This is a genomic window from Brevundimonas vesicularis (assembly GCF_044807075.1).
GTDB lineage: Bacteria > Pseudomonadota > Alphaproteobacteria > Caulobacterales > Caulobacteraceae > Brevundimonas > Brevundimonas vesicularis_G.
Genome location: NZ_CP085234.1, coordinates 711,755 through 735,071 on the forward strand (window position 1 = coordinate 711,755; position 23,317 = coordinate 735,071).

At 64.9% G+C, this 23,317-nt stretch carries 20 protein-coding genes; 7 read left to right on the forward strand and 13 right to left on the reverse strand.

Going from position 1 to position 23,317, the window contains the following annotated elements; genetic code table 11:
- Positions 1-22: 22 nt before the first annotated feature.
- Both purH and LG306_RS03430 read left to right on the forward strand, forming a co-directional pair.
- Positions 23-1,627, forward strand: coding sequence for a bifunctional phosphoribosylaminoimidazolecarboxamide formyltransferase/IMP cyclohydrolase (gene purH / locus LG306_RS03425; RefSeq protein WP_404418229.1), 1,605 nt, complete (start codon positions 23-25; stop codon positions 1,625-1,627).
- Positions 1,628-1,771: 144 nt separating this feature from the next.
- The gene (locus LG306_RS03430; RefSeq protein WP_404418231.1) at positions 1,772-2,671 is read left to right on the forward strand and encodes a dienelactone hydrolase family protein; all 900 of its coding nucleotides are present in this window, start codon (positions 1,772-1,774) and stop codon (positions 2,669-2,671) included.
- A 1-nt stretch (position 2,672) separates the two neighbouring features.
- Here the strand turns inward: LG306_RS03430 and grpE are convergent, their stop codons facing one another.
- Both grpE and hrcA read right to left on the reverse strand, forming a co-directional pair.
- The gene (grpE, locus tag LG306_RS03435) at positions 2,673-3,260 is read right to left on the reverse strand and encodes a nucleotide exchange factor GrpE (protein ID WP_404419632.1); all 588 of its coding nucleotides are present in this window, start codon (positions 3,258-3,260) and stop codon (positions 2,673-2,675) included.
- A gap of 44 nt (positions 3,261-3,304) precedes the next feature.
- On the reverse strand, positions 3,305-4,363 hold the full coding sequence (gene hrcA, locus LG306_RS03440; protein ID WP_045810055.1) for a heat-inducible transcriptional repressor HrcA: 1,059 nt from the start codon (positions 4,361-4,363) through the stop codon (positions 3,305-3,307).
- Positions 4,364-4,477: 114 nt separating this feature from the next.
- Between hrcA and rph the strand changes: the two genes are divergently transcribed.
- Positions 4,478-5,203, forward strand: a complete 726-nt coding sequence (gene rph / locus LG306_RS03445) for a ribonuclease PH (protein WP_404418233.1) — start codon at positions 4,478-4,480, stop codon at positions 5,201-5,203.
- Positions 5,204-5,399: 196 nt separating this feature from the next.
- The gene (locus tag LG306_RS03450) at positions 5,400-5,729 is read left to right on the forward strand and encodes a hypothetical protein (RefSeq protein ID WP_404418235.1); all 330 of its coding nucleotides are present in this window, start codon (positions 5,400-5,402) and stop codon (positions 5,727-5,729) included.
- Here the strand turns inward: LG306_RS03450 and glmM are convergent.
- On the reverse strand, positions 5,726-7,072 hold the full coding sequence (gene glmM / locus LG306_RS03455; protein ID WP_404418237.1) for a phosphoglucosamine mutase: 1,347 nt from the start codon (positions 7,070-7,072) through the stop codon (positions 5,726-5,728). The two genes, LG306_RS03450 and glmM, sit on opposite strands and share 4 nt — an antisense overlap.
- A 161-nt stretch (positions 7,073-7,233) precedes the next feature.
- Between glmM and glmS the strand changes: the two genes are divergently transcribed.
- On the forward strand, positions 7,234-9,048 hold the full coding sequence (gene glmS, locus LG306_RS03460) for a glutamine--fructose-6-phosphate transaminase (isomerizing) (RefSeq protein WP_306002629.1): 1,815 nt from the start codon (positions 7,234-7,236) through the stop codon (positions 9,046-9,048).
- Here glmS and LG306_RS03465 read toward each other — a convergent pair.
- The 5 genes from LG306_RS03465 to LG306_RS03485 all read right to left on the reverse strand — a co-directional run bounded on the left by LG306_RS03465 (position 9,009) and on the right by LG306_RS03485 (position 13,448).
- Positions 9,009-9,677: a Crp/Fnr family transcriptional regulator gene (locus LG306_RS03465; RefSeq protein ID WP_404418239.1), complete on the reverse strand. Its 669-nt coding sequence runs from the start codon at positions 9,675-9,677 to the stop codon at positions 9,009-9,011. The genes glmS and LG306_RS03465 overlap by 40 nt on opposite strands.
- A gap of 52 nt (positions 9,678-9,729) precedes the next feature.
- Positions 9,730-10,473 (reverse strand): Crp/Fnr family transcriptional regulator, encoded by a 744-nt coding sequence (locus LG306_RS03470; protein WP_306002627.1) that lies wholly within the window; start codon positions 10,471-10,473, stop codon positions 9,730-9,732.
- Positions 10,473-10,733, reverse strand: coding sequence for a DUF6894 family protein (locus tag LG306_RS03475; protein ID WP_205682135.1), 261 nt, complete (start codon positions 10,731-10,733; stop codon positions 10,473-10,475). The genes LG306_RS03470 and LG306_RS03475 overlap by 1 nt, the downstream gene beginning before the upstream one ends.
- 69 nt (positions 10,734-10,802) lie before the next feature.
- Positions 10,803-12,302 (reverse strand): phosphomannomutase/phosphoglucomutase, encoded by a 1,500-nt coding sequence (locus LG306_RS03480; RefSeq protein WP_306002625.1) that lies wholly within the window; start codon positions 12,300-12,302, stop codon positions 10,803-10,805.
- A 60-nt stretch (positions 12,303-12,362) separates the two neighbouring features.
- Positions 12,363-13,448, reverse strand: coding sequence for a glycosyltransferase family 1 protein (locus LG306_RS03485; protein WP_306002624.1), 1,086 nt, complete (start codon positions 13,446-13,448; stop codon positions 12,363-12,365).
- Between the two features lie 176 nt (positions 13,449-13,624).
- Here LG306_RS03485 and LG306_RS03490 point away from each other — a divergent pair, with 176 nt between their 5' ends.
- Positions 13,625-14,461, forward strand: a complete 837-nt coding sequence (locus LG306_RS03490) for an FkbM family methyltransferase (RefSeq protein WP_306002623.1) — start codon at positions 13,625-13,627, stop codon at positions 14,459-14,461.
- A 4-nt stretch (positions 14,462-14,465) separates the two neighbouring features.
- On the opposite strand, the gene LG306_RS03495 is transcribed toward LG306_RS03490, so the two are convergent.
- Together LG306_RS03495 and LG306_RS03500 are read right to left on the reverse strand one after the other, a co-directional pair.
- Positions 14,466-16,685: an AGE family epimerase/isomerase gene (locus LG306_RS03495; protein ID WP_404418243.1), complete on the reverse strand. Its 2,220-nt coding sequence runs from the start codon at positions 16,683-16,685 to the stop codon at positions 14,466-14,468.
- Between the two features lie 80 nt (positions 16,686-16,765).
- Positions 16,766-17,227 (reverse strand): Lrp/AsnC ligand binding domain-containing protein, encoded by a 462-nt coding sequence (locus tag LG306_RS03500; RefSeq protein WP_039243792.1) that lies wholly within the window; start codon positions 17,225-17,227, stop codon positions 16,766-16,768.
- Between the two features lie 109 nt (positions 17,228-17,336).
- Here LG306_RS03500 and putA point away from each other — a divergent pair, with 109 nt between their 5' ends.
- Positions 17,337-20,468, forward strand: coding sequence for a bifunctional proline dehydrogenase/L-glutamate gamma-semialdehyde dehydrogenase PutA (gene putA, locus LG306_RS03505; protein ID WP_404418245.1), 3,132 nt, complete (start codon positions 17,337-17,339; stop codon positions 20,466-20,468).
- Here the strand turns inward: putA and LG306_RS03510 are convergent.
- From LG306_RS03510 to gmd, 3 genes are read right to left on the reverse strand one after another with little or no spacing between them, the layout of a single operon-like run.
- Positions 20,465-21,571 (reverse strand): DegT/DnrJ/EryC1/StrS family aminotransferase, encoded by a 1,107-nt coding sequence (locus LG306_RS03510; RefSeq protein ID WP_404418247.1) that lies wholly within the window; start codon positions 21,569-21,571, stop codon positions 20,465-20,467. The two genes, putA and LG306_RS03510, sit on opposite strands and share 4 nt — an antisense overlap.
- Before the next feature lie 4 nt (positions 21,572-21,575).
- The gene (locus LG306_RS03515) at positions 21,576-22,190 is read right to left on the reverse strand and encodes an acetyltransferase (protein ID WP_404419634.1); all 615 of its coding nucleotides are present in this window, start codon (positions 22,188-22,190) and stop codon (positions 21,576-21,578) included.
- A 22-nt stretch (positions 22,191-22,212) separates the two neighbouring features.
- Entirely contained in the window at positions 22,213-23,193 is a 981-nt protein-coding gene (gene gmd, locus LG306_RS03520; RefSeq protein WP_371929723.1) for a GDP-mannose 4,6-dehydratase, read from the reverse strand.
- Between the last annotated feature and the right edge of the window lie 124 nt (positions 23,194-23,317).

Genomic DNA, 23,317 nt, shown 5'->3' on the forward strand with positions numbered 1-23,317 from the left:
CCCAGCCTTCACGGACGACGCCATGCCCGCCGCTCCCGACTTCCCCCCAGCCCCCGACCGGGTCAAGCCGCAACGCGCCCTGATCTCTCTGTCCGACAAGGCCGGGCTGGAGGACGCGGCTCGCACCCTGCACGATCTGGGCGTCGAACTGGTCTCGACCGGCGGCACGCGCGCGGCGATCGCCAAGCTGGGTCTTCCGGTCAAGGACGTGGCCGATCTGACCGGCTTCCCCGAGATGATGGACGGCCGGGTCAAGACCCTGCACCCCGTGGTCCACGGCGGCCTGCTGGGCGTGCGCGACGCGGCCGACCATGCCCAGGCCATGGCCGACCACGGCATCGGCGCCATCGATATCGTCTGGATCGACATCTATCCGTTCGAAAGCACCGTCGCGGCGGGCGGTTCGTTCGAGGCGGCCGTCGAGAACATCGACATCGGCGGCCCGGCCATGATCCGCTCGGGCTCCAAGAACCACGGCTATGTGGCCGTCGCCGTCGATGGCGAGAGCATCGGCCTGATCCTTCAGGCGCTGAAGGCCGAAGGCTCGACCGATCTGGCCCTGCGCAAGCGCCTGGCCGCCCGCGCCTTCGCCCGTACCGCCGCCTATGACGCCGCCGTCTCCAGCTGGTTCGCCGGTCAGGTCGAGGATGCCGCCCCGGCCCGCAAGTCCATCGCGGGCTCGCTGGCCCAGACCCTGCGCTATGGCGAAAACCCGCATCAGACCGGCGCCTTCTACCGCACCGGCGAGCGCCGTCCGGGCGTGGCCTATGCCGACCAGGTTCAGGGCAAGGAACTGGGCTACAACAATATCGCCGACGCCGACGCCGCCTATGAGCTGGTCGCCGAGTTCGAACAGCCCGCCGTGGTCATCGTCAAACACGCCAACCCCTGCGGCGTGGCGGTCGGCAAGGATCTGTCCGAAGCCTATGCCCGCGCCCTGGAATGCGACGCCGTCTCGGCCTTCGGCGGCGTCATCGCGGTCAACCGCCCGCTGAACGGTGGTGACGCCCGCGCCATCACCGACATCTTCACCGAGGTCGTCATCGCCCCCGGCGCCGACGACGAGGCCAAGGCCGTCTTCGCCGCCAAGAAGAATCTGCGTCTGCTGATCACCAACGGCCTGCCCGATCCGCACGGTCCGGGCGAGGTGTTCCGCTCGGTCGCCGGCGGCTTCCTGGTCCAGTCGCGCGACCGGTCCCTGATCAAGCCGTCAGACCTGAAGATCGTCACCAAGCGCCAGCCGACGCCGACCGAGATTCAGGACATGCTGTTCGCTTTCACTGTGGCCAAGCACGTTAAGTCCAACGCCATCGTCTACGCCAAGGACGGCCAAACCGCCGGCATCGGCGCCGGCCAGATGAACCGTCGCGACAGCGCCCGCATCGCCGCCATCCGCGCCAAGGAAGCCGGAGAAGCCAAGGGTCTGACCCAGTCCCTGGCCGAGGGTTCGGCCTGCGCCTCCGAAGCCTTCTTCCCCTTCGCCGACGGCCTCTTGGAAGCCGTCGCGGCCGGCGCGACCGCGGTGATCCAGCCGGGCGGTTCGATGCGCGATGCCGAGGTCATCGCCGCCGCCGACGAGAAGGGCATCGCCATGGCCTTCACCGGCGTGCGGGTCTTCAGGCATTAGGGTAGGTAGAGGGGCGCTAACGCTCGACGCGCGGCATCGCATTGCTTGAGCGCCCTTCTTCCCGTTTTAAAGCGCGCCTTATCGTGACTGGACGACTGCCGTCAGCCGTGATGCTCTGACGTCTTTCCCGCGTTGGAGCGTCCCATGACCGTGCTGAACCGCCCCGAAGGCCAGACCGCCGACGATCTGACACTGAGCCGTCGAACCCTGGGGGCACTGGGGGGCTTGCTCTTTTCCGGCTATGCGGTCGCGGCCCTGGCCAAAGAAGCCAAGCCCCTAACGACCGACGCCGAGGGCCTGTCGACCGAGACCGTGACCTATGCCGCGCCGGACGGGTTCCAGCTTCCGGCCTATGTCGCCCGGCCGGCGGGCGACGGGCCTTTCCCGGTCGTCGTGGTGGTGTCCGAAATCTTCGGCGTCCACGAATATATCCGCGACATCTGCCGCCGTCTGGCCAAGCAGGGCTATGCCGCCATCGCGCCCGCCTTCTTCGTCCGGGTCGAGGATCCCGCGCCGCTGTCGGACATGCAGCGGATCATGCAGATTGTCGGGGCGGCGAACTATGAGCAGGTGATGGGCGACCTGTCGGCGACGCTGGAATGGGCCAGCCAGCAGTCGTGGTCCAAGGACGGCAAGGTGGGCATCACCGGCTACTGCTGGGGCGGCAAGGTGGTGTGGCAGGCGGCGGCGCGCTTCGCCGCCATCGGCGCCGGCGTGGCCTGGTACGGCCGCTTGGCGCCCGCCGCAGACGCCACGCCGGTTCAGATCTCATCGGGCCAACCCTGGCCAGTCGACATCGCCGACGATCTAAAGGCGCCCGTGCTCGGCCTGTACGGCGGCAAGGATCAGGGCATCCCATTGGCCAGCGTCGAACGGATGCGCGAAGCCCTGGCCCGCGCCGGCCAGACCGGCAGCCAGATCGTCGTCTATCCCGACGCTCAGCACGGCTTCCACGCCGACTACCGCGCCAGCTACGCGGAGGCGGACGCCAGGGACGGCTGGTCCAAGCTGCTGGCGACGTTCGAGAAGACTATAAAAGCGTAGATCAGGCCTTGCCGTCGAAGGTGTGAGTCTCGGCGGCGGGGGCGGCGCCATAGGGGTTCGGGGTTTGCGCTCCGGATCCCTTGGCGGCGACGACGACCATGGCGGGGCGGACGGTGCGGCCGAACAGTTCGAAACCGGACTGCATGGTCTGGATCACCGATCCGCCGGGCACGGTCTCGGACGGCTGTTCCATCATCGCCTGGTGCAGATGCGGGTTGAAGGCCTCGCCGGCCTGGGGCGCGACGCGCTTCAGGCCGTTGGCGTCAAAGGCTTGCAGCAGGGCCTTCTGCGTCAGTTCCAGACCGGTCACCAGACCGGCGGTCGCGCCCTCGGCGTCCTTGGGCGCAGCCATCAGGGCGCGCTCCAGATTGTCGGCGACGCCCAGCAGGTCCTTGGCGAAGCGCTGGATGGCGAAGGCGCGGGCGTCGTTCTGCTGCGTCTCGGAGCGGCGCTTCAGATTCTCCATCTCGGCGGCGACACGCAGGGCGCGGTCCTTCCATTCGTCACGCTCGGCAATCACGGCGTCCAGCGGCGCCAGATCGTCTGACGGATGGGCGTCCAGGCCGTGTTCGGCGTTGGTTTCGGCCATGTCGGCGTCCACGGCGTTCAGTTCGTCGTTAAGGGGCTTGTCGCTCACTTGTCGTTCCCGTCCAGCATCCGGCCCAGCACCCGGGCGGTATAGTCCACCAACGGAATGACACGGGCGTAGTTCAGTCTTGCGGGGCCTATCACGCCGATGGCGCCCAGAACCCGCTGTCGGCCGCTCATATAGGGCGCCGCGATCACGGCGGAACCCGAAAGTGAAAACAACCGTGTCTCCGCGCCGATGAAAATGCGCACGCCCTGGGCCGCGTCGACCCCGTCCAGCAGGCCGATCAGCTGTTCCTTCTGCTCCAGATCATCGAAAAGGACGCGGACCCGCTCCAGATCGGCCAGGCCTTCCCGGTCCTGAAGCAGGTTGGCGCGACCCCGCACGATCAGGGCGCGCTCGCGGTCTGCGCCCCCGGACCAGGCGGCGAATCCGTCCTCGACCAGGCGGGCGGCGGTCTGGTCCAGTTCGCGTCGCGCGATTTCCAGTTCTTGCGTCATCTCGCGCCGGGCGTCAGCGAAGGGGCGGCCGCGCAGGCGGGCGTTCAGAAAGTTGGAGGCCTCGACCAGGGTCGAGGGCGTGACGCCGGCTGAAAGGGTCATGATGCGGTTTTCGACCGTGCCGTCGTCAGCGACGATGACCGCCAGGGCCTGATCGCCGCCCAGGGCGACGAACTCGACATGTTTGACGCCGGAATCCCGCACCGGGCTGGAGACGACGCCGGCGCCGCCGGCCAGGCCCGACAGCAGGTTCGAGGCCTCGTCCAGCGCCGCCTCGAAGTTCCGCCCACGCCCCGCCAACCGCCCGTCGATCTCGCGCCGCTCTTCCTTGGTCAGGTCGCCGACCTCCAGCAGGCCGTCGACGAACAGGCGCAGGCCCGCATGGGTCGGGATGCGCCCGGCCGAGGTGTGGGGCGCCGCTAGCAGACCCGCGAGCGTCAGATCCTGCATGGTGTTGCGGATCGAGGCGGGCGACAGGGCGATGCCGCCCAGCGACAGGGTCCGCGACCCGACCGGCTCGCCGGTCTCCAGGTAGGATTCCACGATGCGACGGAAGATGTCGCGCGCCCGCGCATCCAGCCCCGCCAGACCCGCGAGGGCCAGATTCGGGGATGGGCCGGCGTCGAACGGCGGGTTTTTCGGGGCATACAGGCTCACGGTTTCAGGATAAGCACCGCCGCCACAGCTTCCAAGGTCAGACTTCCAAGGACCCTTCCCATGCGCCATTCGCAACGCACCGACGATCAACTGCGTCCCGTCACCATCGAGACCGGCGTCAACCGCTATGCCGAGGGTTCGTGCCTGATCAGCTTTGGCAACACCAAGGTGCTGGTGACCGCCTCGATCGAGGACAAGGTGCCGGGCTGGATGCGCAATTCGGGTCAGGGATGGGTGACCGCCGAATACGGCATGCTGCCCCGCGCCACCCATACGCGCGGCCGTCGTGAAGCCGCCGCCGGCAAACAGTCGGGCCGCACGCAAGAGATTCAGCGATTGATCGGCCGCTCGCTGCGCGCCGTGGTGGACCTGAAGGCGCTCGGCGAACGTCAGGTGCTGATCGACTGCGACGTCATTCAGGCCGATGGCGGCACCCGCACCGCCTCCATCACCGGCGCTTGGGTCGCCATGAGCTTGGCGCTGAATTATCTGCGCGACGAGGGCGTGCTGAAGGCCGACCCGATCACGGATCAGGTGGCGGCCGTGTCGTGCGGCGTCTGCGACGGCATGCCGGTGCTGGACCTGGATTACGAAGAGGATTCCGAGGCCGAGGCGGATTCGAACTTCGTCCTGACCGGCTCGGGCCAGATCGTCGAGGTCCAGGCCACCGGCGAAAAGCGCGGTTTCTCGCGCGCCGAGTTCGACCGGCTCTTCTCGCTGGCCGAGACCGGCTGCACCGAACTGTTCGCCTTGCAGAAGGCGGTCCTGGCTGCGGTGAAGCGATAGGGGGTTTCACCTCGGGGCGGGGACGGGCATCCTCGTCGGGTCAGTCCTGACCGGAGACAAGTCGATGCGTCGACCCCCCTGGCTTTCGATGGCCGCCTGCGTTGTGTTGATGGCCGGATGTCAGCGCGCTGATCCAGCCGATCAGCCTGCGTCCGGAGACACTGCGGCACGCAGTGACGTCATCGACGCGGTTCCATTGGCGCCGGACGCTCCGCCGCCTGCCCCGCCCGCCACGCCGGCGGCCGCGGAAAAGGAAGCGACCAAACCGGCCGAGGACGTCGAGGCCAGCATTCCCGAAGGACCGGACATGCCCGCTCAGCCGGTGCCGGTCAGCGAGGTCCCCTGCCGCGACGCCATCGGCGCCGCCGCCTCGGCCCGGTTGGTCGAGCGCTGCATCCAGATCAGCCCGGCGACCCGACCGCCCTGCAACGCCGCCAATCCTTGCGACCTGATCCAGGGGGAGATCGACCGATCCTGCAAACTGTGGGAACGCGACGGCGACCCCCCGGCGGCATGCAAGCCCTAGGCTGCGCGCACCGCGCCCGCCACATCGGCCACCACGCGCTTCACCAGCGCCGCGTCGTCGCCCTCGGCCATGACGCGGATCAGTTTTTCCGTACCCGAGGGACGCACCAGCAGCCGTCCCTGACCGCTCAGGGCCGCTTCGGCCTCGGCGATGGCGGCCTTGACCGCGTCGGTCTCCAACGGTTTGTCGGCGGTGAAGCGGACGTTTTCCAGCTTTTGCGGAACGGGATCGAACTGACGGGCCAGTTCGCTCATCGGCTTGCCGGATTCGACCAGGACGGCCAGCACCTGCAGCGCCGCCATCAGGCCGTCGCCGGTGGTGGCATGGTCGTGCAGAATGATGTGGCCCGACTGCTCGCCGCCGATGTTGAAGCCGCCTTCGCGCATCCTTTCCATGACATAGCGGTCGCCGACCTTGGTCCGCTCCAGCGTCAGGCCTTCGGACTTCATTTTACGCTCTAACCCCAGGTTGGACATGACGGTGGCCACCACGCCCCCGCCGGTCAGGAGGCCGCGTTTGGCCCAGTCCAACCCGACCAAGGCCATGATCTGATCGCCATCCACGACCCGACCCGTCTCGTCGCAGATGATCAGCCGGTCGGCGTCGCCGTCCAGGGCGATGCCAATATCGGCGCGATAGCGTTTGACCGCATCGGCCAGGGTCGCCGGATGGGTCGAGCCGCACTCGGCGTTGATGTTGGTGCCGTTCGGGGTCACGCCCACGGGGAAGACCTCGGCGCCCAGTTCGAAAAGAGTGGTCGGCGCGACCTTGTAGCCGGCGCCGTTGGCGCAATCGACGGCGATGCGCAGCCCTTGCAGCGTCAACCGTTTGGGGAAGGCCTGTTTGGCGATCTCGATATAGCGGGCCTGGGCGTCGTCGATGCGTTTGACCCGGCCCAGCTTATTCGACGGCGCCAAGTCCTTATCCAGGCCTTCGTCCATCATGGCCTCGATTTTCAGTTCGATCTCGTCCGACAGCTTGTAGCCGTCCGGCCCGAACAGCTTGATTCCGTTATCGGCATAGTCGTTGTGCGAGGCCGAGATCATGACGCCCAGATCGGCGCGCATCGAGCGGGTCAGCATGGCCACTCCGGGCGTCGGCACGGGCCCGAAGGTGCGAACGTCCATGCCCACCGAAGCAAACCCGGCGACCAGGGCGGGCTCGATCGTATAGCCGGACAGGCGGGTGTCCTTGCCGATCACCACCAGATGGCGGCGATCGTCGTCGGTGCGGAACAGTTTCCCGGCGGCCAGACCGACGCGCAACGCGACCTCGGCCGTCATCGGATAGGTATTGGCGCGCCCGCGAATGCCGTCGGTGCCGAAGTATTTTCTGTCGCCCAAGGCAAGGTCCTTTGGTTCGGGTAACGTTCCGAAACCCCTTTTTTGATGCGGCCTGTCTTAAGATTGCATAGACGGCCGGTGGGGCTTGATGTGTGGCTTAGCCCCGGATCGCCGCCAGTGCAAAGCGGCGCCCTTTTCCTGACTTCTCGGAGCCTTCGCTCATGTGCGGCATCATCGGCGTCACCGGCAATGGTCCTGTCGTTCCCCGGCTGATCGACAGCCTGAAACGACTGGAGTACCGCGGCTATGATTCCGCCGGCGTCGCCGCAGTCGTGGACGGCTCGGTCGAGCGCCGCCGCGCCAAGGGCAAGATACGCAATCTGGAAGCCGTCTTGGCCGAGGATCCGATGACGGCGATGGTCGGCATCGGCCATACGCGCTGGGCCACCCACGGCGCGCCGACGACAGCCAACGCCCACCCGCACAAGGCTGGGCGCGTCACCTTGGTCCACAACGGCATCATCGAGAATTTCGCCGAGCTGAAGGCCGAACTGGCCGCAGAGGGCCATGTCTTCGAGAGCCAGACCGACACCGAGGTCATCGCCCATCTGCTGGATGCGGAACTGGGGCATGGATGGGCGCCTCTGGAGGCCTTCAAGTCGGTGCTCGATCGGCTGACCGGCGCCTATGCGCTGGCGGTGCTGATCGATGGCGAGGACGATCTGATCCTGGGCGCCCGTAGAGGCAGCCCACTGGTCGTCGGCTGGGGCGAGGACGAGATGTATCTGGGCTCGGACGCGCTGGCCGTCGGTCCGTTCACGCAGAAGATTTCCTATCTGGAAGAGGGCGACTATGTCGCGGTGACCAAGACCGGCGCTCAGATGTTCGACCTCACGGGCGCGGCGGTCGAGCGGGCCGTGGTCCAGGTCTCGGCCTCCTCGGCCCTGGTCGAGAAGGGTGAATATCGCCACTTCATGGAGAAGGAGATCCATGAGCAGCCCGACAGCGTCCAGCACACCCTGTCGGAATATCTCGACTTGGTGACCGGCAAGGCCAAGGCCAACGCCATCGACTTCGGCGCCGTGGACCGGATCCAGATCGTGGCCTGCGGCACCGCCTTCTACGCCGGCCAGATCGGCCGTTACGCCTTCGAGCGCCTGGCCGGCCTGCCCTGCGACGTCGAGATCGCATCAGAGTTCCGCTATCGCTCGCCTGCGGTGTCGAAATCCACCCTGGCCGTCGCCGTCAGCCAGTCGGGCGAGACGGCCGACACCCTGGCCAGCCTGACCTGGTGCAAGGCGCAAGGGTTGCAGACGGCCGCCGTCGTCAATGTCCATTCGTCTTCCATGGCGCGCGAGGCCGCCGTCCTGTGGCCCACCCACGCCGGGCCCGAGATCGGCGTCGCCTCCACCAAGGCGTTCACCGCCCAAGTCGCGGCTCTCTTGGCCCTGGCCGTGGCGGCTGGCGTGTCGCGCGGCCGGATCGATGCGGCTCACGAGGCCGAACTGGTGAAGGCTCTGTTCGAAAGCCCGCGCTTGATCGCCGAGGCCCTGACGATGGGCGACAGCATCCGCGCCGTGACTCATGACCTGTCAAAGGCCGACGATGTCCTTTTCCTGGGCCGGGGCGCCATGTTCCCGCTGGCGATGGAAGGCGCGCTGAAGCTGAAGGAGATCAGCTATATCCACGCCGAGGGCTATGCCGCCGGAGAGTTGAAACACGGCCCCATCGCTCTGATCGACGAAGAGACCCCGACCATCGCCCTGGCTCCGCTCGACGACGTGTTCGAAAAGACCGCGTCCAACCTCCAGGAGGTTGCCGCGCGGGGCGGCCCGGTCATCATGATCGCGCCGGAAAAGGCCCCCGATCCGCACGGCGCTGGCATTCGCCGCATCCACGCCCCCGACTGCCACCCGCTGATCGCGCCTCTGGTCTATGCGGTGCCGGTGCAACTGCTGGCCTATTATACCGCCGTCCAGAAGGGCACCGACGTCGATCAGCCCCGCAACCTGGCCAAGTCCGTCACGGTCGAGTGAGGCTCGCCTGCCAGCCGGCGTAGCGTGTCCGGGTCGATGATCTGGATTGCGCCGCGCCGGAGCCGCACCGCCCCGGCGGCGCTCAGTTCCGTGCAGGCGGTCGATATGCTGGCGCGCCGCACGGCCATCAGGTCCGACAACTCGGTTTGACGCAGAGCAAGGACGTTGCCCCCTTCTCGGTCATGAACATCGAGTAGCAGAGCGGCCAGGCGCTGGCTGACCTTCAGGGCCGCATGCCGAGAAAGCTCGGCTTGAAGGGCGCTGTTGCGACGCATCAGGTCCGTCAACGACGCCTCGACCAAGCTGTCGTGAGGGAGTATTTGCGCGAGTTTTGCTGCCGATACTGTCAGGAACCGACCCGCTGTCAACCAAAGGGCGGATTCGGTTTCGCCGCCGCCTAGAACGGCATCGAAGTTGATTACGTCGTCGCTGGAGGCGAGCCCCCTTGAAAGGAAGCCGTCGAGCCCGATCCGAGCCACGACACCGGAAAGCACAAAGGTGACGATGGGGTGGCCATTGTCGGTGGGTGCGGTCCGTGCGCCGGCCTCGGCGAAGAACGCGTCGCCTGCGTCCAGGCCTTGGAGTGCAAGGCCGGACAACAAGGTGTGTGCGAGGTTCGACGTTGACATGCCTCGTCTAGAGGGCCGATCGCCGTTTTTCGCGATAACATGCGTTAAGCCATCAGACGGGCTCTGATTGCAGACGAAGATAGGTCGGATCGAACTCGGCGATTTCGGCCAGGCGACGCCAGTCCAGAATATCGATCCGCCCGCCCGCCCAGGCGACGACGCCCTCGCTGCGGAGCTCGGAAATCAGACGGCTGACATGGACAGTCGAAAGGCCGAGCGCGTCGCCCAGCGTCGTTTGCGTCAGCGGAAGATCGAATGACAGATCGCCTGTCTGGCCGACAGCTTGGAGGCGCAGGTAAAGCTCGCACACCAGATGTGCCAGATGGCCAAGGCCGCTCCGTCGGCCCATAGCCACCAGCCACTGCCGATGAATGGCGGCGTCGATGATGGTGTCCAGCCAAAGCAGTCGGCCCAGATGCGGGTGACGCTCCGTGATGTCGATCAGACTGCTGTGGGGCGCCTCTGCGATCACGCAGTCGGTTAGGGCGACCACGCCGTGATCCATCTGCTTCATCAACAGGCTGTGCAGGTCGATGAAGTCGCCCGACACATTGATTTCGGTGATCTGCCGAGACCCGTCTTCCAACGTGGAATACCGCGCGGAAAAGCCCGAGATCAGAAGGGTGCTGTGCATTGGCCGGGTGTGCTCGCGAACGATGTCGGACCCGGCGGGCGCTGTCTTTGGGGCATCGAGAACATCTCGTAAGGCGGCGATCTCCTCTTCGTCGAGACGGTCTCTCAGCGACAGCTTGTCGACCAATGTGGTGATCTTGGCGGGGCCGACGGCCTTGTGCATCAAACCTCTCCCGCCAGCGTCCAACCCTCAGGCGCCTGGTCAGACGCGGCCGCCGTCACGCTGACCACGGTTTGACCCTCCGCATCCGTGACGATGACGCTGAAGGCGCCGGTCGTCCAGAAGGACGCGCCCCTGTACCGCAGGATTTCGCCCAGAACGGCGACGGCCTCTTCGCGCGCCGCGTCCATGTTTTTCAGTTCCTCGCCCTGCTCGTCGCGGACACAATCGCCATTCTGGGTATGGAAAAAATAGCGCGGCAATCTTCCCTCCTGGCCTCAGCCGAGAGGGAAGCGGTCACGGGCGCGATTGGTTCAGTCCGCTGTGATCTTTCAGATTTCCTGGTTGAAGGCCCCGATTTCAGGATAGGCGGCCAGGCGAGGCTTGATCTCCTTGCGGAACAGATCACGCATGTCGTCTTCGGAGCGCATGCTCTCGACCACGACGACCAGTTCCGGCTTGTTGGACGAGGCGCGGACCAGAACCCATGAGCCGTCTTCCAGGTGTACGCGAACGCCGTTGACGGTGATGGCCTCGACGATCTTGCGGCCCAGGATTTCGCCACCGGCTTCGGCCAGATCGGAATATTCCGTCACGATCCGCTCCAGCACATCGTATTTCAGCTCGTCGTCGCAGTGGGGCGACATGGTCAGGCTGGTCCAGGCGTCCGGCAGAGCGGTCTTCAGTTCACTGAGTTTCTTGTCAGGATTGCGGTCCAGCATGGCCAGCACCGCGCCAGCCGCGACCAGACCGTCGTCGTAGCCGTGACCCAGATCGCCGGCCATGAAGAAGTGGCCCGATTTCTCGAACCCGGCCAGGGCGCCCAGTTCGGCGGTCTTGCGCTTGATGTAGGAGTGGCCCGTCTTCCAGTAGACGACCTCGGCCCCATTCGCCTTCAGGATTTCGTCGGTTTTGTAGAGGCCCGTCGACTTCACATCGACCACGAAGGTGCTGTCCGGATAGACCTTGGACAGGTCGCGCGCCAACATCAGGCCGATCTTGTCCGCGAAAATTTCCTCGCCTGTGTCGTCCACAACGCCGCAGCGGTCGCCGTCGCCGTCGAAGCCCAAGGCCAGATCGGCGCCCGTCTCCTTCACCCGCTGGGCCATCTGCACCAGCATGGCATGATCTTCGGGGTTCGGGTTGTATTTGGGGAAGGTGTAGTCGAGGTCGGTGTCCATCTCGATCACCTCGACCCCCATCCGCCGAAGGGCGTCGGGGGCGAAAGCGCCGGCCGTGCCGTTGCCGCAGGCGCAGACCACCTTCAGCGGGCGTTTGATCTGCACCTTTGAGGCCACGTCGGCGACATAGGTTTCGCGGAAGTCTTCGACCCGCACCAGCTTGCCGCCCGAGCGGGCCACGCCCTCTCCGTTGAGAACGATTTCTTTCAGTCGGCCCATCTCGTCAGGGCCGAAGGTCAGGGGTTTGTTCGCTCCCATCTTCACCCCGGTCCAGCCGTTCTCGTTATGGCTCGCGGTGACCATGGCCACGCAGGGCGCGTCCAGTTCGAACTGACCGAAATAGGCCATGGGCGACAGGGCCAGACCCACGTCCAGAACCTCCATCCCGCCTTCCAGCAAGCCCAGGATCAGGGCCTGTTTGACGCTGAGGCTGTAGCCGCGAAAGTCATGGCCGGTGACGATCCTCGGGGCGACGCCGATTTCATGCACATAGGTCGCCAAGCCCAAGCCCAGCGCCTGAATGCCGAGGAGGTTTATTTCCTTCTCCAGTATCCAACGCGCATCATATTCGCGAAAGCCCGTCGGCTTGACGAGGGCCTGCGTTTCGTACGCGGCCGTGTTTGGCTTGAGATCCTGGCGGGGCTTGAGCATTGGCTGTCCTTCGATGTCTCGGCCAAACGCGTCGCAGGACGCGTCGATCCATGGTTTAGGTCAGGCTGCGGCGCGTTTGCGGATGCGGGCGATGCGCCGAAGGCGACGCCAGAAGCGGCCGCGCTCTGGTTCGGGATAGGGTTGCAGGTTTTCGACAAACTGCTCAGCCGAAGCACGCCAGCTGAACTTCTCCGCATAGGTTCGGACGGCTTTGCGATCCAGGTCGAGACATTCCAGGCAGGCGGACCTGAGGTCTTTGTCAATCGCGCCGGCGTTCGAGCCGGGGATGATGTCGATCGGGCCGTGAGCCGGATAGGCCGCGACCGGCGTACCGGCGGCCATGGCTTCCAGAATCACCAGACCGAAAGTGTCGGTCCAGCTTGGGAACACGAAGACGTCGGCATCGCGGAAACAGCGGGCCAGATCGTCGCCAAACTTGGCGCCGAGGAACTTGGCATCCGGATATTTCTCTTCGAGCTCGGCGCGGGCCGGGCCATCGCCCACGACGATCTTTGTGCCGGGCAGGTCGAGCTGCAGGAAGGCCTCGATATTCTTCTCGACCGCAACACGACCGACGTTCAAAAAGAAGGGCCGCGGCCAGTCCTTGCCGCCAAATTCTTCGTAGATGCGCTCCAGGTCGGGATTGAACACATCCGTGTCCACGCCCCGCGACCAAGGGGAGACATTCTTGAACCCATGCTCGACCAGCTCGTCGCGCAGGGTCGGTGTCGCCACCATCAGGCGTCCTGACGGCTTGTGGAACCACTTCATATAGGCGTAGCCGACCTGAACCGGGATCGGGAAACGGGCCGAGACGTATTCGGGGAATTTGGTGTGATAGCTGGTTGTGAACGGCAGCTTCCATTCCACGCAAATGCGTCGTGTGGCGATGCCGATCGGACCCTCCGTGGCGATATGGACGGCCTCGGGTTCGAAGGCCCGCAGCATCTCGCGGATTTCTTCTTCCGCTCCCAGCGCCAGCCGGATCTCCGGATATGTGGGACACGGGATGGTCTTGAACAGACTGGGCTCGATGACCTCGACCTCGTGGCCCATGCCGCGGCATTCCGCGACCGTGCGGGTCAGGGTGCGGACGACGCCATTGACCTGCGGCTCCCAGGCGTCGGTGGCCAGAACGATGCGCATTGAGGCGGGCGGACCCTGAGCCGTTGATAAGGGGCGAACTTCTAGACGGTTCGAATGACGAAGGCGAGACGGCTGCGGTTGTTTGGGGAAGTTCGATAGGATAAGCGGCCTGAAAGGGCGCCTTCGGGGGTTCGGCGATCTTACGGCTCAGAGCCGCGTCTTATTGGATAGCCAAAATGCCGAAATGGCCAACATCGGTTTCCAGATTTCTGCGACCGACGATCGAGCCCCAACGACCGTATTTCTATCTCGGCGAAGGTCTCGCTCTGACGCAGTTGATGGCCGGGCCCTTTGTCTACGTGGATCCGCTCGAAGAGAGCGTCTGTCCGCATCTGATCGCGCAGGGAACGTGGGAGGCCTGGATCGCCAAGGTCGTGCTTGATCTCTTGCAGCCCGGCGACAAGGTGGTCGAGGTCGGCGGTCATGTCGGATTCTACACCTTGTTGATGGCGCAGAAAGTCGGGCCGCAAGGTTCGGTGCTTACGTTCGAAGCCAACCCTAGATTGGCCGCTTTGGCCACACGCTCCGTCCGCTTCAACGGCTATTCGCCATGGGTGCGGATCGTGCGGCAGGCGGTAAGCGACACAGAAGGATGGATCAAATTCTCTGTTTCGCGCCAATACGGCGGTGGCGGGCACGTCTATGTGTTGGATGATGCATTGGGCGACGACACCCAGGTGCTCGAGGTCGAGTCGGTGCGCCTAGACAGCCTTGGTCTGTCCAATATCCGGTTGCTGCGCATTGATGCGGAAGGGTCCGAGCCCCTCATACTCGCAGGCGCGAAGACCTTACTCCAGCAGCCGGATATAGTCTTGTGCATCGAGTGGGATGTCATTCAGATGCGATCACGCCAAGACCCGCAAATACTGGTCGACCAGCTTGTCGGCTGCGGGTTCAAATTCTGGCGCATAACCACGCAAAGCGAGTTGGTTCTTGTCGACAATGACGCCCTGACGAACCTGCCGTCTTGCGATCTGGTCGTCGCAAGACGGCATCCGCTCGAGCCTCGGTGACGGATCAGGCCAGATCGACTTCTGAGGCTTGCACCAGGCGCAGTTCGTTCAGGGTCTGTCTCATTTGACTGTATGCGGCCATGATGTGGTAGAATGAGCTGGCCGGAGCAGGTTCATCGATGAAAGAGCCCTGTTCGAGCAGCTTGTCACGCCATAGACCTTGCGGCGTCAGATAAAGCCACAGAGCCCGTAGCGCCGCAGCAGCCTGCTCGAGGCAGACTTTGCGTTTTCCTTCATCGGCAAGCGACGCCAAAATCAGCGACGCCTTCAACCACTCCGTCTGGGGCCAAAGACGCGAGCGCGCGCTACGCACGGCGCCATCGATGTTCATCGCGTCGATGGCGACACCGCGTTTGGTGTCGATCCCCCTTAGTCCGGCCTCATACAAACGCCAAGCATCGGCCAAGGCCTCGGCATCTTGGCGCTTGCGACCATATCTGGCGAGAAGCCATGCCCATTCGAACTGATGGCCGGGCTCGACCAAGGCGCCGTCCTTGCCTTCAGCGGGCGACCAGTCGGACTTAAAGAATTCGCGCAGGCATCCTGTGTCTTTGTCAATAAAATGGGTGCGAGCAAGACGAACGATCTGGTCGGATAGGCTCGACCAGTTCGGACCTCCACCCGCTTCTTCCCAGGCAAGGGCGGCTTCGAGGAGATGCATGTGGGCGTTGGACTGATAGGGATGGTCGCCCGCCTCCTTCAATCCGCCTTCGGCATCAGCGCTCTCCAGCAGAATGTCGCGGACTGCCGCGGCCTGTTGTTCAAGCGCCGCGTCGCCCTTGGCGTCGGCGATCACCGCGAGAGCGAAGATCAGGAAGGCCTGATCGTAAATCATCGCCGTTTCGTCCAATGGGCCGCCGTCGGCGGCCAGCAAGGTCCGCATGCGGCCGTCAGGTCGAAGGAACACCGCAGTCAAGCGATCCACGCCTTTTGCCGTCACAGATCGCCAGGGGCCTTCCCAACCCTGTCGTCCGGCATCTGCGTAGACCTGCAATTGACGAGCCTGAACACGAGCGCGGCGTGATGTGGCGACCCTGCGACCGTCGAGCGCCAGCACCTCTTCAAAGCCGCCGTCATCGCCCTGTCCCAAACTGGACCACATGGGCAGAGCAGCCTGTCTCAACCAATTGGTCAGCCGCGCGGCTCCAGCCTCAAGCGTCTCCTGGGGTTCAGGCGATGGAAAATCGAGATGCTGCGGCGAGAGCTTGCGCAATCTTTCGACAACCGCCTTGACGTCCTGACTCCTCCTCAAGTCCGTCACCAGAACCGCGTCATGTTCCACAACAATGCCGATGTCCCGAAGACCTATGGCCGCCACCATCACGCCATCACAGGCGCGGATCAGGCAATTTTCAGAGTCTTCGAGCACGTGCAGGCCCACATCGCCTTCCCCTGATGCGTGCACGGAGTCCCACGCGCCGAGATCCGACCATTCAAAGCGAACGGGAAGCACAGATGCGCGCGTCGTGTTTTCCATCACGGCATAGTCGATGGAAATCTTGGGGGCGGACAAAAAGGCCGATCCCAAAGTGAGGCAGGGGCCGTCCATTACGGCATGGTCCACGGCCGACCGCACAGCTTCCGCTACGGCAGGGGCGCGCTGCCCGATCTCTGCCGCCAGCACGTCGGCGCGCACGATGAAGTTGCCGCTGTTCCAGAGATAGCCTTCTGAAATGTAGCGCTCAGCCGTGGCTGCATCCGGCTTCTCGACAAAGGCCGACACCTCTGACAAGCCAGAGTTGGAGGGCGCGATATATCCATATGCGGACGAGGGTGCCGTGGGAACGACTCCAAGTGTGACGATTCGTCCGGCGGACGCCGCAGCGACGGCTTCACCGACCGAGGTTCGAAACGCCTCGGCGTCGGGAATATGATGATCGGATGCGACGAAGAGATTGACGGCCGTCGGGCTGCGCTCGGAGGTCCACAGCGCTGCGGCAGCCATTGCGGCCGATGAGTCCCGACCTTCCGGCTCCAGCAGCACGACGGCGTCGATACCGACTTCTTCGAGCTGTTGCAGGATCGCCGACCTGTGTGAGACACCGGCGACCACCACAAGCTGCCCGCCACCCTCGGCAAGTCCAGCGACCCGCGCTACTGTTTCCTGAAACAGAGACCGGTTTCCGGCCAGCGGGATGAACTGTTTGGGTCGCGACGGGCGAGAAGCGGGCCAAAGCCGAGTGCCTGAACCGCCGCACATGATTACCGGATAGATGGGGGGCATCTGAAAAACGCAGCAGTTGTCGGGACGTATCTACTAGACGAGCCCTTCTCACGCGTCACCCGTTCGAATGCAATGTCCGCCTAAAGCGGCAGCACCGTTGTCGACTTGACCTCTTCCAACACCGCATAAGTCCGCGTTTCCCGCACGCCCGGCATCCGCACCAGCACGTCGCCCAAGAAGGCGCGGTAGGCGTCCATGTCGCCGACGCGGGCCTTGATCAGATAGTCGAAGCCGCCCGCGACCATGTGGCATTCCAGCACCTCCGGCTGACTACGAACGGCGGCGGCGAAGGCTTCGAAGACGTCGCCGGTGGTGCGGTCCAGTAGGACTTCGACGAAGATCAGCAGGTCCCGACCAACCTGAGCCGGGTCGATCATGGCGGCGTAGCCGGTGATGATCTTTTTTTCGCGCAGCCGTTTGACCCGTTCGAAACAGGCGGCGGGCGACAGGTTGCAGCGTCGCGCCAGTTCGGCGTTGGAGATGCGGGCGTCGGTCTGAAGCACCCGCAGGATGCGGCGGTCAACGGCGTCGATATCGATCATCGGAAATCTGGGCTGTGGGCCAAACGATCTTCGGCTCAGGTTTGTATCATACGAAGCACCTTCAATGAACTCCGGCATATATGGCTGAAATCCACAGGATTTGTCGCCGATGACCACTCCCGCCTTCATGCCTTCGCGCCTGGCCGCCTGGGACGGTCTGGATGCGCACAAGTTCCGAGACGAGCGTGAGGCCGTCGCCGCCAATCTGGCGCGTATGCCCCTGGATGCGACCGAACGGGCTGATGTGGTCGCTGAGGCGACGGCCCTGGTCGAACACGCGCGTCGCAGCCAGAAAAAACAGGGGGTCGTCGAAAGCTTCCTGCAGCAATTCTCGCTGGGCACCCGCGAGGGTCTGGCCCTGATGTGTCTGGCCGAGGCCTTGCTGCGTGTGCCGGACGAGGACACCCGCGATCGCCTGATCGCAGAGAAGATCGGCTCGGCCGACTGGGCCGCCCACCTGGGTCAGTCGGACAGCCTGTTCGTCAACGCCTCGACCTGGGGTCTGATGCTGACCGGCAAGCTGGTCGATGTGGACGACGAGGCCCGCAGCGACCTGCCCGGCTTCCTTAAGCGGATCGCCGGTCGTCTGGGCGAGCCGGTCATTCGCCAAGCGGTGGCCACCGCCGTCAAAATCATGGGCGAGCAGTTCGTCGTCGGCCGTACCATCCAGGGCGCGTTGAAACGGTCGAACAAGGAAGGCTGGCTGTGCAGCTTCGACATGCTGGGCGAGGGCGCCCGGACCATGGCCGACGCCGAGCGCTACGAGAAAATTTACGCCGACGCCATTGAGGCGGTGGGCAAGACGTCCAAGGGCCAGGGACCGGAACACGGCCACGGCGTTTCCGTGAAACTGTCGGCCCTGTCGCCCCGCTATGAGGCGACGCACGAGGATGGCGTCTGGGCGACCCTGTATCCCCGCATCCTGCGCCTGGCCCAGATCGCGGCCAAATACGACATCAACTATACGATGGACGCCGAGGAGGCGGACCGTCTGGCTCTGTCGCTGAAACTGCTGGACCGGCTGGCGCACGAGCCGTCGCTGGGCGGTTGGACCGGACTCGGTCTGGCGGTTCAGGCCTATCAGAAGCGCGGGCTGGAAACGATCGAACGCGTCGCCGACCTCGCCCGCCGCTCGGGCCGTCGTCTGATGGTGCGCCTGGTCAAGGGCGCCTATTGGGACACCGAGATCAAGCGCGCCCAGGTGTTCGGCCGCACCGACTATCCTGTCTATACGACCAAGGCGGCGACCGATCTGAACTATCTGGTCTGCGCCAAGGCCATGATCGAGGCCGCGCCGGCCATCTATTCCCAGTTCGCCAGCCACAACGCCCATACGCTGGCGGCCGTGCGGCGTATGGCGCGTGATCACGGCGTCACGGTCGAGCACCAGCGGCTGCACGGCATGGGCGAGGCGCTTTATGACGCCGCTCAAGAAACCTGGGCCGACGAAGTCGTCATCGTCCGCGCCTACGCCCCCGTTGGCGGGCACGAAGAACTGCTGCCCTATCTGGTGCGGCGCCTTCTGGAAAACGGCGCCAACTCCTCCTTCGTCCACGCCCTGCTGGACGAGCGCGTGCCCGCCTCGGCCGTCGCGGCCGATCCCATCTCCCTGGTCGAGGCCCAGCCCGACCGTCACCCCAAGATTCCGGTTCCGAAAGACATGTACGGCGATCGTCAGAACTCCCTCGGCCGCGATTACTCTCAGGCCGCCGACCGTGAAGCCCACGCCAAGGCGCTGGAACTGGTCGACCGCGAGAAGTTGACCAGCGGCCCGATCATCGGCGGCAAGCTGCGCGCCGGCATCGCCGCCCAGGACGTGACCAATCCCTTCGATCGATCACAGGTGCTGGGCCATGTCTCGGAAGCCGAGACGGCTGACATCGACGCCGCCGTCCAGGCGGCCGCCGAGGCTCAAGTCAAATGGGACCGACAGGGCGGCGCCAAGCGCGCTATCGTGCTGCGCGCCATGGCAGACGCGCTGGAGGCCGATCTGGATCGGCTGGTCGCCCTGCTCAGCCGCGAAGCGGGCAAGACCCTGAACGACGGCGTCGCCGAGGTGCGCGAGGCCGCCGACTTCTGCCGCTATTACGCCCTGCTGGCCGAGCGCGACTTCACCGCCCCAGAAACGCTGAAGGGCCCGACCGGCGAGACCAACCAACTGTTCCTGCACGGACGGGGCGTCTTCGCCTGCATCTCGCCGTGGAACTTCCCCCTGGCCATCTTCACCGGCCAGATCGCTGCGGCCCTCGCCGCCGGCAACGCCGTGCTGGCCAAGCCCGCCGAACAGACGCCGCTGATCGCCGCAGAGGCCGTGCGCCTGTATCACAAGGCCGGCCTGAACCCCGATCTGCTGGCCTTGGTCCCTGGGCGTGGCGAGACGGTTGGCGCGGCCCTGGTCACCCATCCGGGCATCGACGGCGTGGCCTTCACCGGCGGCACCGACACGGCCGCCGCTATCAACCGTTCCATCGCGGCCCGGCCAGGCGCCATCATCCCCTTCATCGCCGAGACCGGCGGTCTGAACGGCATGTTCATCGACACGACGGCATTGAAGGAACAGGTCATCGACGACGTGATCCAGTCGGCCTTCGGCTCGGCCGGCCAGCGCTGCTCGGCACTTCGCGTCCTCTATGTGCCCAAGGATTCGGCCGACGCCCTGATCGAGGGCCTGAAGGGCGCTCTAGCTGTGCAGACCGTCGCCGACCCCGCCGACCCCAAGACCGACATCGGCCCCGTCATCGATCCCGACTCCCGTCGCGCTTTGGAAGCCCACGTCGAGCGTCTGTCAAAAGAGGCGAAGATCATCGCCCGCGCCGCCCTGCCGATGGGCGCCGAAAAGGGCGACCTGTTCGCCCCCACCATCGCTGAAATCCCCACGCCCGACTTCCTCGAACGCGAGGTCTTCGGCCCCATCCTGCACATCTACCGCTACGCCCCGTCCGACCTGAAGTCGGTCGCCGGCAAGCTGGCCGCCCGCGGTTACGGTTTGACCCTTGGCATCCACAGCCGCATCGAAGCTTTCGCCGCCGAAGTCGTCGACCTGGTCCCCGCCGGCAACGTCTACGTCAACCGCTCGATCACCGGCGCGGTGGTCGGCGTCCAACCCTTCGGCGGCGAGGGCCTGTCAGGCACCGGCCCGAAGGCCGGCGGCCCCAACAGCTTGATTCGTTATGCGGCCGAGAAGGCGATCAGCGTCAATATCGCGGCACAGGGTGGTGACCCGGCGCTGCTGAACCTTTAGGCGTTCAGCGCGCGCTTCAGCGCCTCAGCGACACGGAGGATGTCGTCGGACGACAGCAGTTCGTGGGTGGGCAGGTTGATGCCCTGGGCGGCGCAGAGGCGCGCGTTCGGGGCGTCCACGTCCGCATCGTAATAGGGCGGCATGTCGTTTACCGGATAGAAGACCGGACGGGTCTCGATCCCTTCCGCATCCAGTCGGGCCATCACTTCGTCGCGCGAGACCTTGCCGTTCGGCTTCAGCTGGATCGTGTACATCCAGAAGGAATGCACGCAGTCATCCGCCGTGAACGGCAGATCGATCAGGTCGGTCAGTCCGCTCAGCGCGTCATCGTAGGCGGCAGCAATCTCGGCGCGGCATTTCAGGGCGTCTTCGATCCGCTCCATCTGCGCCACCCCGATGGCGGCTGTCAGGTTGGTCATACGATAGTTGAAGCCGACCATCGGGTGCCAGTATCGGCGCTCGGCGCTCATGCCCTGGCTCCGCAGCAGGCGCATCCGTGCGGCCAGCGCGTCATCGTTAGTGGTGACCGCGCCGCCCTCTCCGGTAGTGATGATCTTGTTGCCGAAGAAGCTGAAGCTGCCGCATTGGCCGATCCCGCCGACGGGACGGCCGCGATAGCGGGCGCCGTGCGCCTCCGCCGCATCCTCGATTACCCAAAGGCCATGACGGTCGGCGATCTCCATGACAGGACCCATATCGGCCGAATGGCCGTAGAGGTGGACCACGACGATGCCCTTGGTCCGTGGCGTAATGGCCTCTTCGATCCGGGCGGGATCGATGTTGAAGGTGCGGGGATCGTTGTCGACGAAGACGGGCGTGGCGTTGCAGTAATGGACGCAGTTGGCAGTGGCGATATAGGTCAGCGAGGGCATGATGACCTCGTCGCCTGCCTCCAGACCCAGCCCCACCATCGCCAGATGCAGCGACGTCGTGCCGTTGTTGCAGGCGATTGCGTGCTTCGTGCCGGCCATTTCTGCGATCTGGGCCTCAAAACGCTCGATGAAGGGACCGCGCGACGAGATCCAGGTGCTGTCCAGCGCCTCGTTGACGTAGGCCTTCTCGCGGTCCGACAGGCGAGGAACGGCGACGGCGATGCGGTCCATGAGATTACCTTGTTGCTCTTGCGCGGGCGGGGGTCCCGACGGCGACAGTATTAGATGGAATATCGTGAATAGCGGTGGCGCCGGCGCCTAGGACGGCGTCGGCTCCGATCGAAACGCCCGGTGCGACGGCCGAGCCCACGCCGATCATGGCGCGGTCGCCGACGATGACGGAGCCGGCCAAACGGCTGCCGGGCGCGATATGGACCGCAATGCCAAGGCGGCAGTCGTGATCAACGGACGCGCTGGTATTGACGATGCCGAACGGCCCGATGCGGCATTCGGCGTTCAGGACGGCGCCCGGCATGACAATGGCGCCGCGCTCGACCTCGGCGGACGGCGACACTATGGCGTTCGGACTGATCAAGGCGGGCAGGCTGAAACCCAGGGCTTCCAACTCGACCCCGATACGTTCCCGCACGCGATTGTTCCCGATGCCTAGGGCGGCGAAACGCACGCCGTTCGACAGCAGGGACGACGCCATGTCGTCCCTACCGATCACAGGCGCGCCGACAACGAACCGAGGCGTGTCGTCGGCGTCCAAGCAACCCACGACCTCGAACCCGCAGGACCTCGCCAGTTCGACCACGATCTTGGCGTGTCCGCCCGCGCCGATGACCACCAATCGGGAAATAAGAGGCCCCTTATCGGTGCTTCTGGGTCAGCCGCGCGACGTCGGCGTCGACCATTTCGCAGATCATCTCTTCCAAAGTGATCGTCGGCGTCCAGCCAAGTTGCCGCTCCGCCTTGGCGGGATCGCCCAGAAGAATGTCGACCTCGGCCGGGCGGAACAGCGCCTGATCGATGACCAGGTGGTCTTCGACGGACAGGCCAGCGTGCTTGAAGGCGATGTCCACCATATGTTTGACGGTCCAGGTCTGGCCGGTTGCAACGACGTAGTCGTCGGCGGTCTCCTGCTGCAGCATCATCCACATGGCGCGGACGTAGTCGCGCGCATGACCCCAGTCGCGCTTGGCCTCGATGTTGCCGAGACGCAGTTCCTTGGCCAGACCCAGTTTGATCCGGGCGACGCCGTCGGTGACCTTGCGGGTGACGAACTCCTGCCCGCGCAGCGGAGATTCATGGTTGAACAGAATGCCCGAGCTGGCGTGCATCCCGAAGCTCTCGCGATAGTTCACTGTGATCCAGTGGCCGTAGAGCTTGGCGACGGCATAGGGCGAACGCGGGTAGAAGGGCGTGGTCTCGCTCTGCTTCTCGTGCTGGATCAGCCCGAACATTTCCGACGAAGAGGCCTGATAGAAACGGGCTTCGCTCTTGAGCAGACGAAGGGCTTCCAGCACGTTCAGCACACCGACGCCGGTGACGTTAGCGGTCAGGTGCGGCTGCTGCCAGGACGTGGCGACGAAGGACTGGGCCGCCAGGTTGTAGACCTCGTCAGGATCGACATCGGCGATGATGCGCATCAGGCTGGACAGGTCGCCCAAGTCGCCTTCCACCAGATTGATCCGGTCGAGAACGCCAAGCCATTCCAGACGGTCCAGATGCAGGCCGCCCGAACTGGAGCGTCGCGCCAGACCCCAGACTTGATAGCCCTTGTCCAGGAGGAACTCAGCCAAATAGGCCCCGTCCTGACCCGTGATCCCGGTGATAAACGCTCTTGGCACGCAAGCCCTCCATGAAAGCGGGGTCTTACTAGCTGCTGGCGACGCCTACGCCAAGCGCGGGCGAGACCAGATCGGCAATTGGCGTTGCTTTGCTGCAGAGGGGACCGTATTCGGGTGGTCCCAT

What these genes read in the sequence shown, in the direction of transcription:
- purH (WP_404418229.1), top strand. Translation starts at nt 23, where the DNA reads ATGCCCGCCGCTCCCGACTTCCCCCCAGCCCCCGACCGGGTCAAGCCG.
- LG306_RS03430 (WP_404418231.1), top strand. Translation starts at nt 1,772, where the DNA reads ATGACCGTGCTGAACCGCCCCGAAGGCCAGACCGCCGACGATCTGACA.
- grpE (WP_404419632.1), bottom strand. Translation starts at nt 3,260, where the DNA reads ATGGCCGAAACCAACGCCGAACACGGCCTGGACGCCCATCCGTCAGAC.
- rph (WP_404418233.1), top strand. Translation starts at nt 4,478, where the DNA reads ATGCGCCATTCGCAACGCACCGACGATCAACTGCGTCCCGTCACCATC.
- glmS (WP_306002629.1), top strand. Translation starts at nt 7,234, where the DNA reads ATGTGCGGCATCATCGGCGTCACCGGCAATGGTCCTGTCGTTCCCCGG.
- LG306_RS03465 (WP_404418239.1), bottom strand. Translation starts at nt 9,677, where the DNA reads ATGTCAACGTCGAACCTCGCACACACCTTGTTGTCCGGCCTTGCACTC.
- LG306_RS03470 (WP_306002627.1), bottom strand. Translation starts at nt 10,473, where the DNA reads ATGCACAAGGCCGTCGGCCCCGCCAAGATCACCACATTGGTCGACAAG.
- LG306_RS03480 (WP_306002625.1), bottom strand. Translation starts at nt 12,302, where the DNA reads ATGCTCAAGCCCCGCCAGGATCTCAAGCCAAACACGGCCGCGTACGAA.
- LG306_RS03485 (WP_306002624.1), bottom strand. Translation starts at nt 13,448, where the DNA reads ATGCGCATCGTTCTGGCCACCGACGCCTGGGAGCCGCAGGTCAATGGC.
- LG306_RS03490 (WP_306002623.1), top strand. Translation starts at nt 13,625, where the DNA reads ATGCCGAAATGGCCAACATCGGTTTCCAGATTTCTGCGACCGACGATC.
- LG306_RS03495 (WP_404418243.1), bottom strand. Translation starts at nt 16,685, where the DNA reads ATGCCCCCCATCTATCCGGTAATCATGTGCGGCGGTTCAGGCACTCGG.
- LG306_RS03500 (WP_039243792.1), bottom strand. Translation starts at nt 17,227, where the DNA reads ATGATCGATATCGACGCCGTTGACCGCCGCATCCTGCGGGTGCTTCAG.
- putA (WP_404418245.1), top strand. Translation starts at nt 17,337, where the DNA reads ATGACCACTCCCGCCTTCATGCCTTCGCGCCTGGCCGCCTGGGACGGT.
- LG306_RS03510 (WP_404418247.1), bottom strand. Translation starts at nt 21,571, where the DNA reads ATGGACCGCATCGCCGTCGCCGTTCCTCGCCTGTCGGACCGCGAGAAG.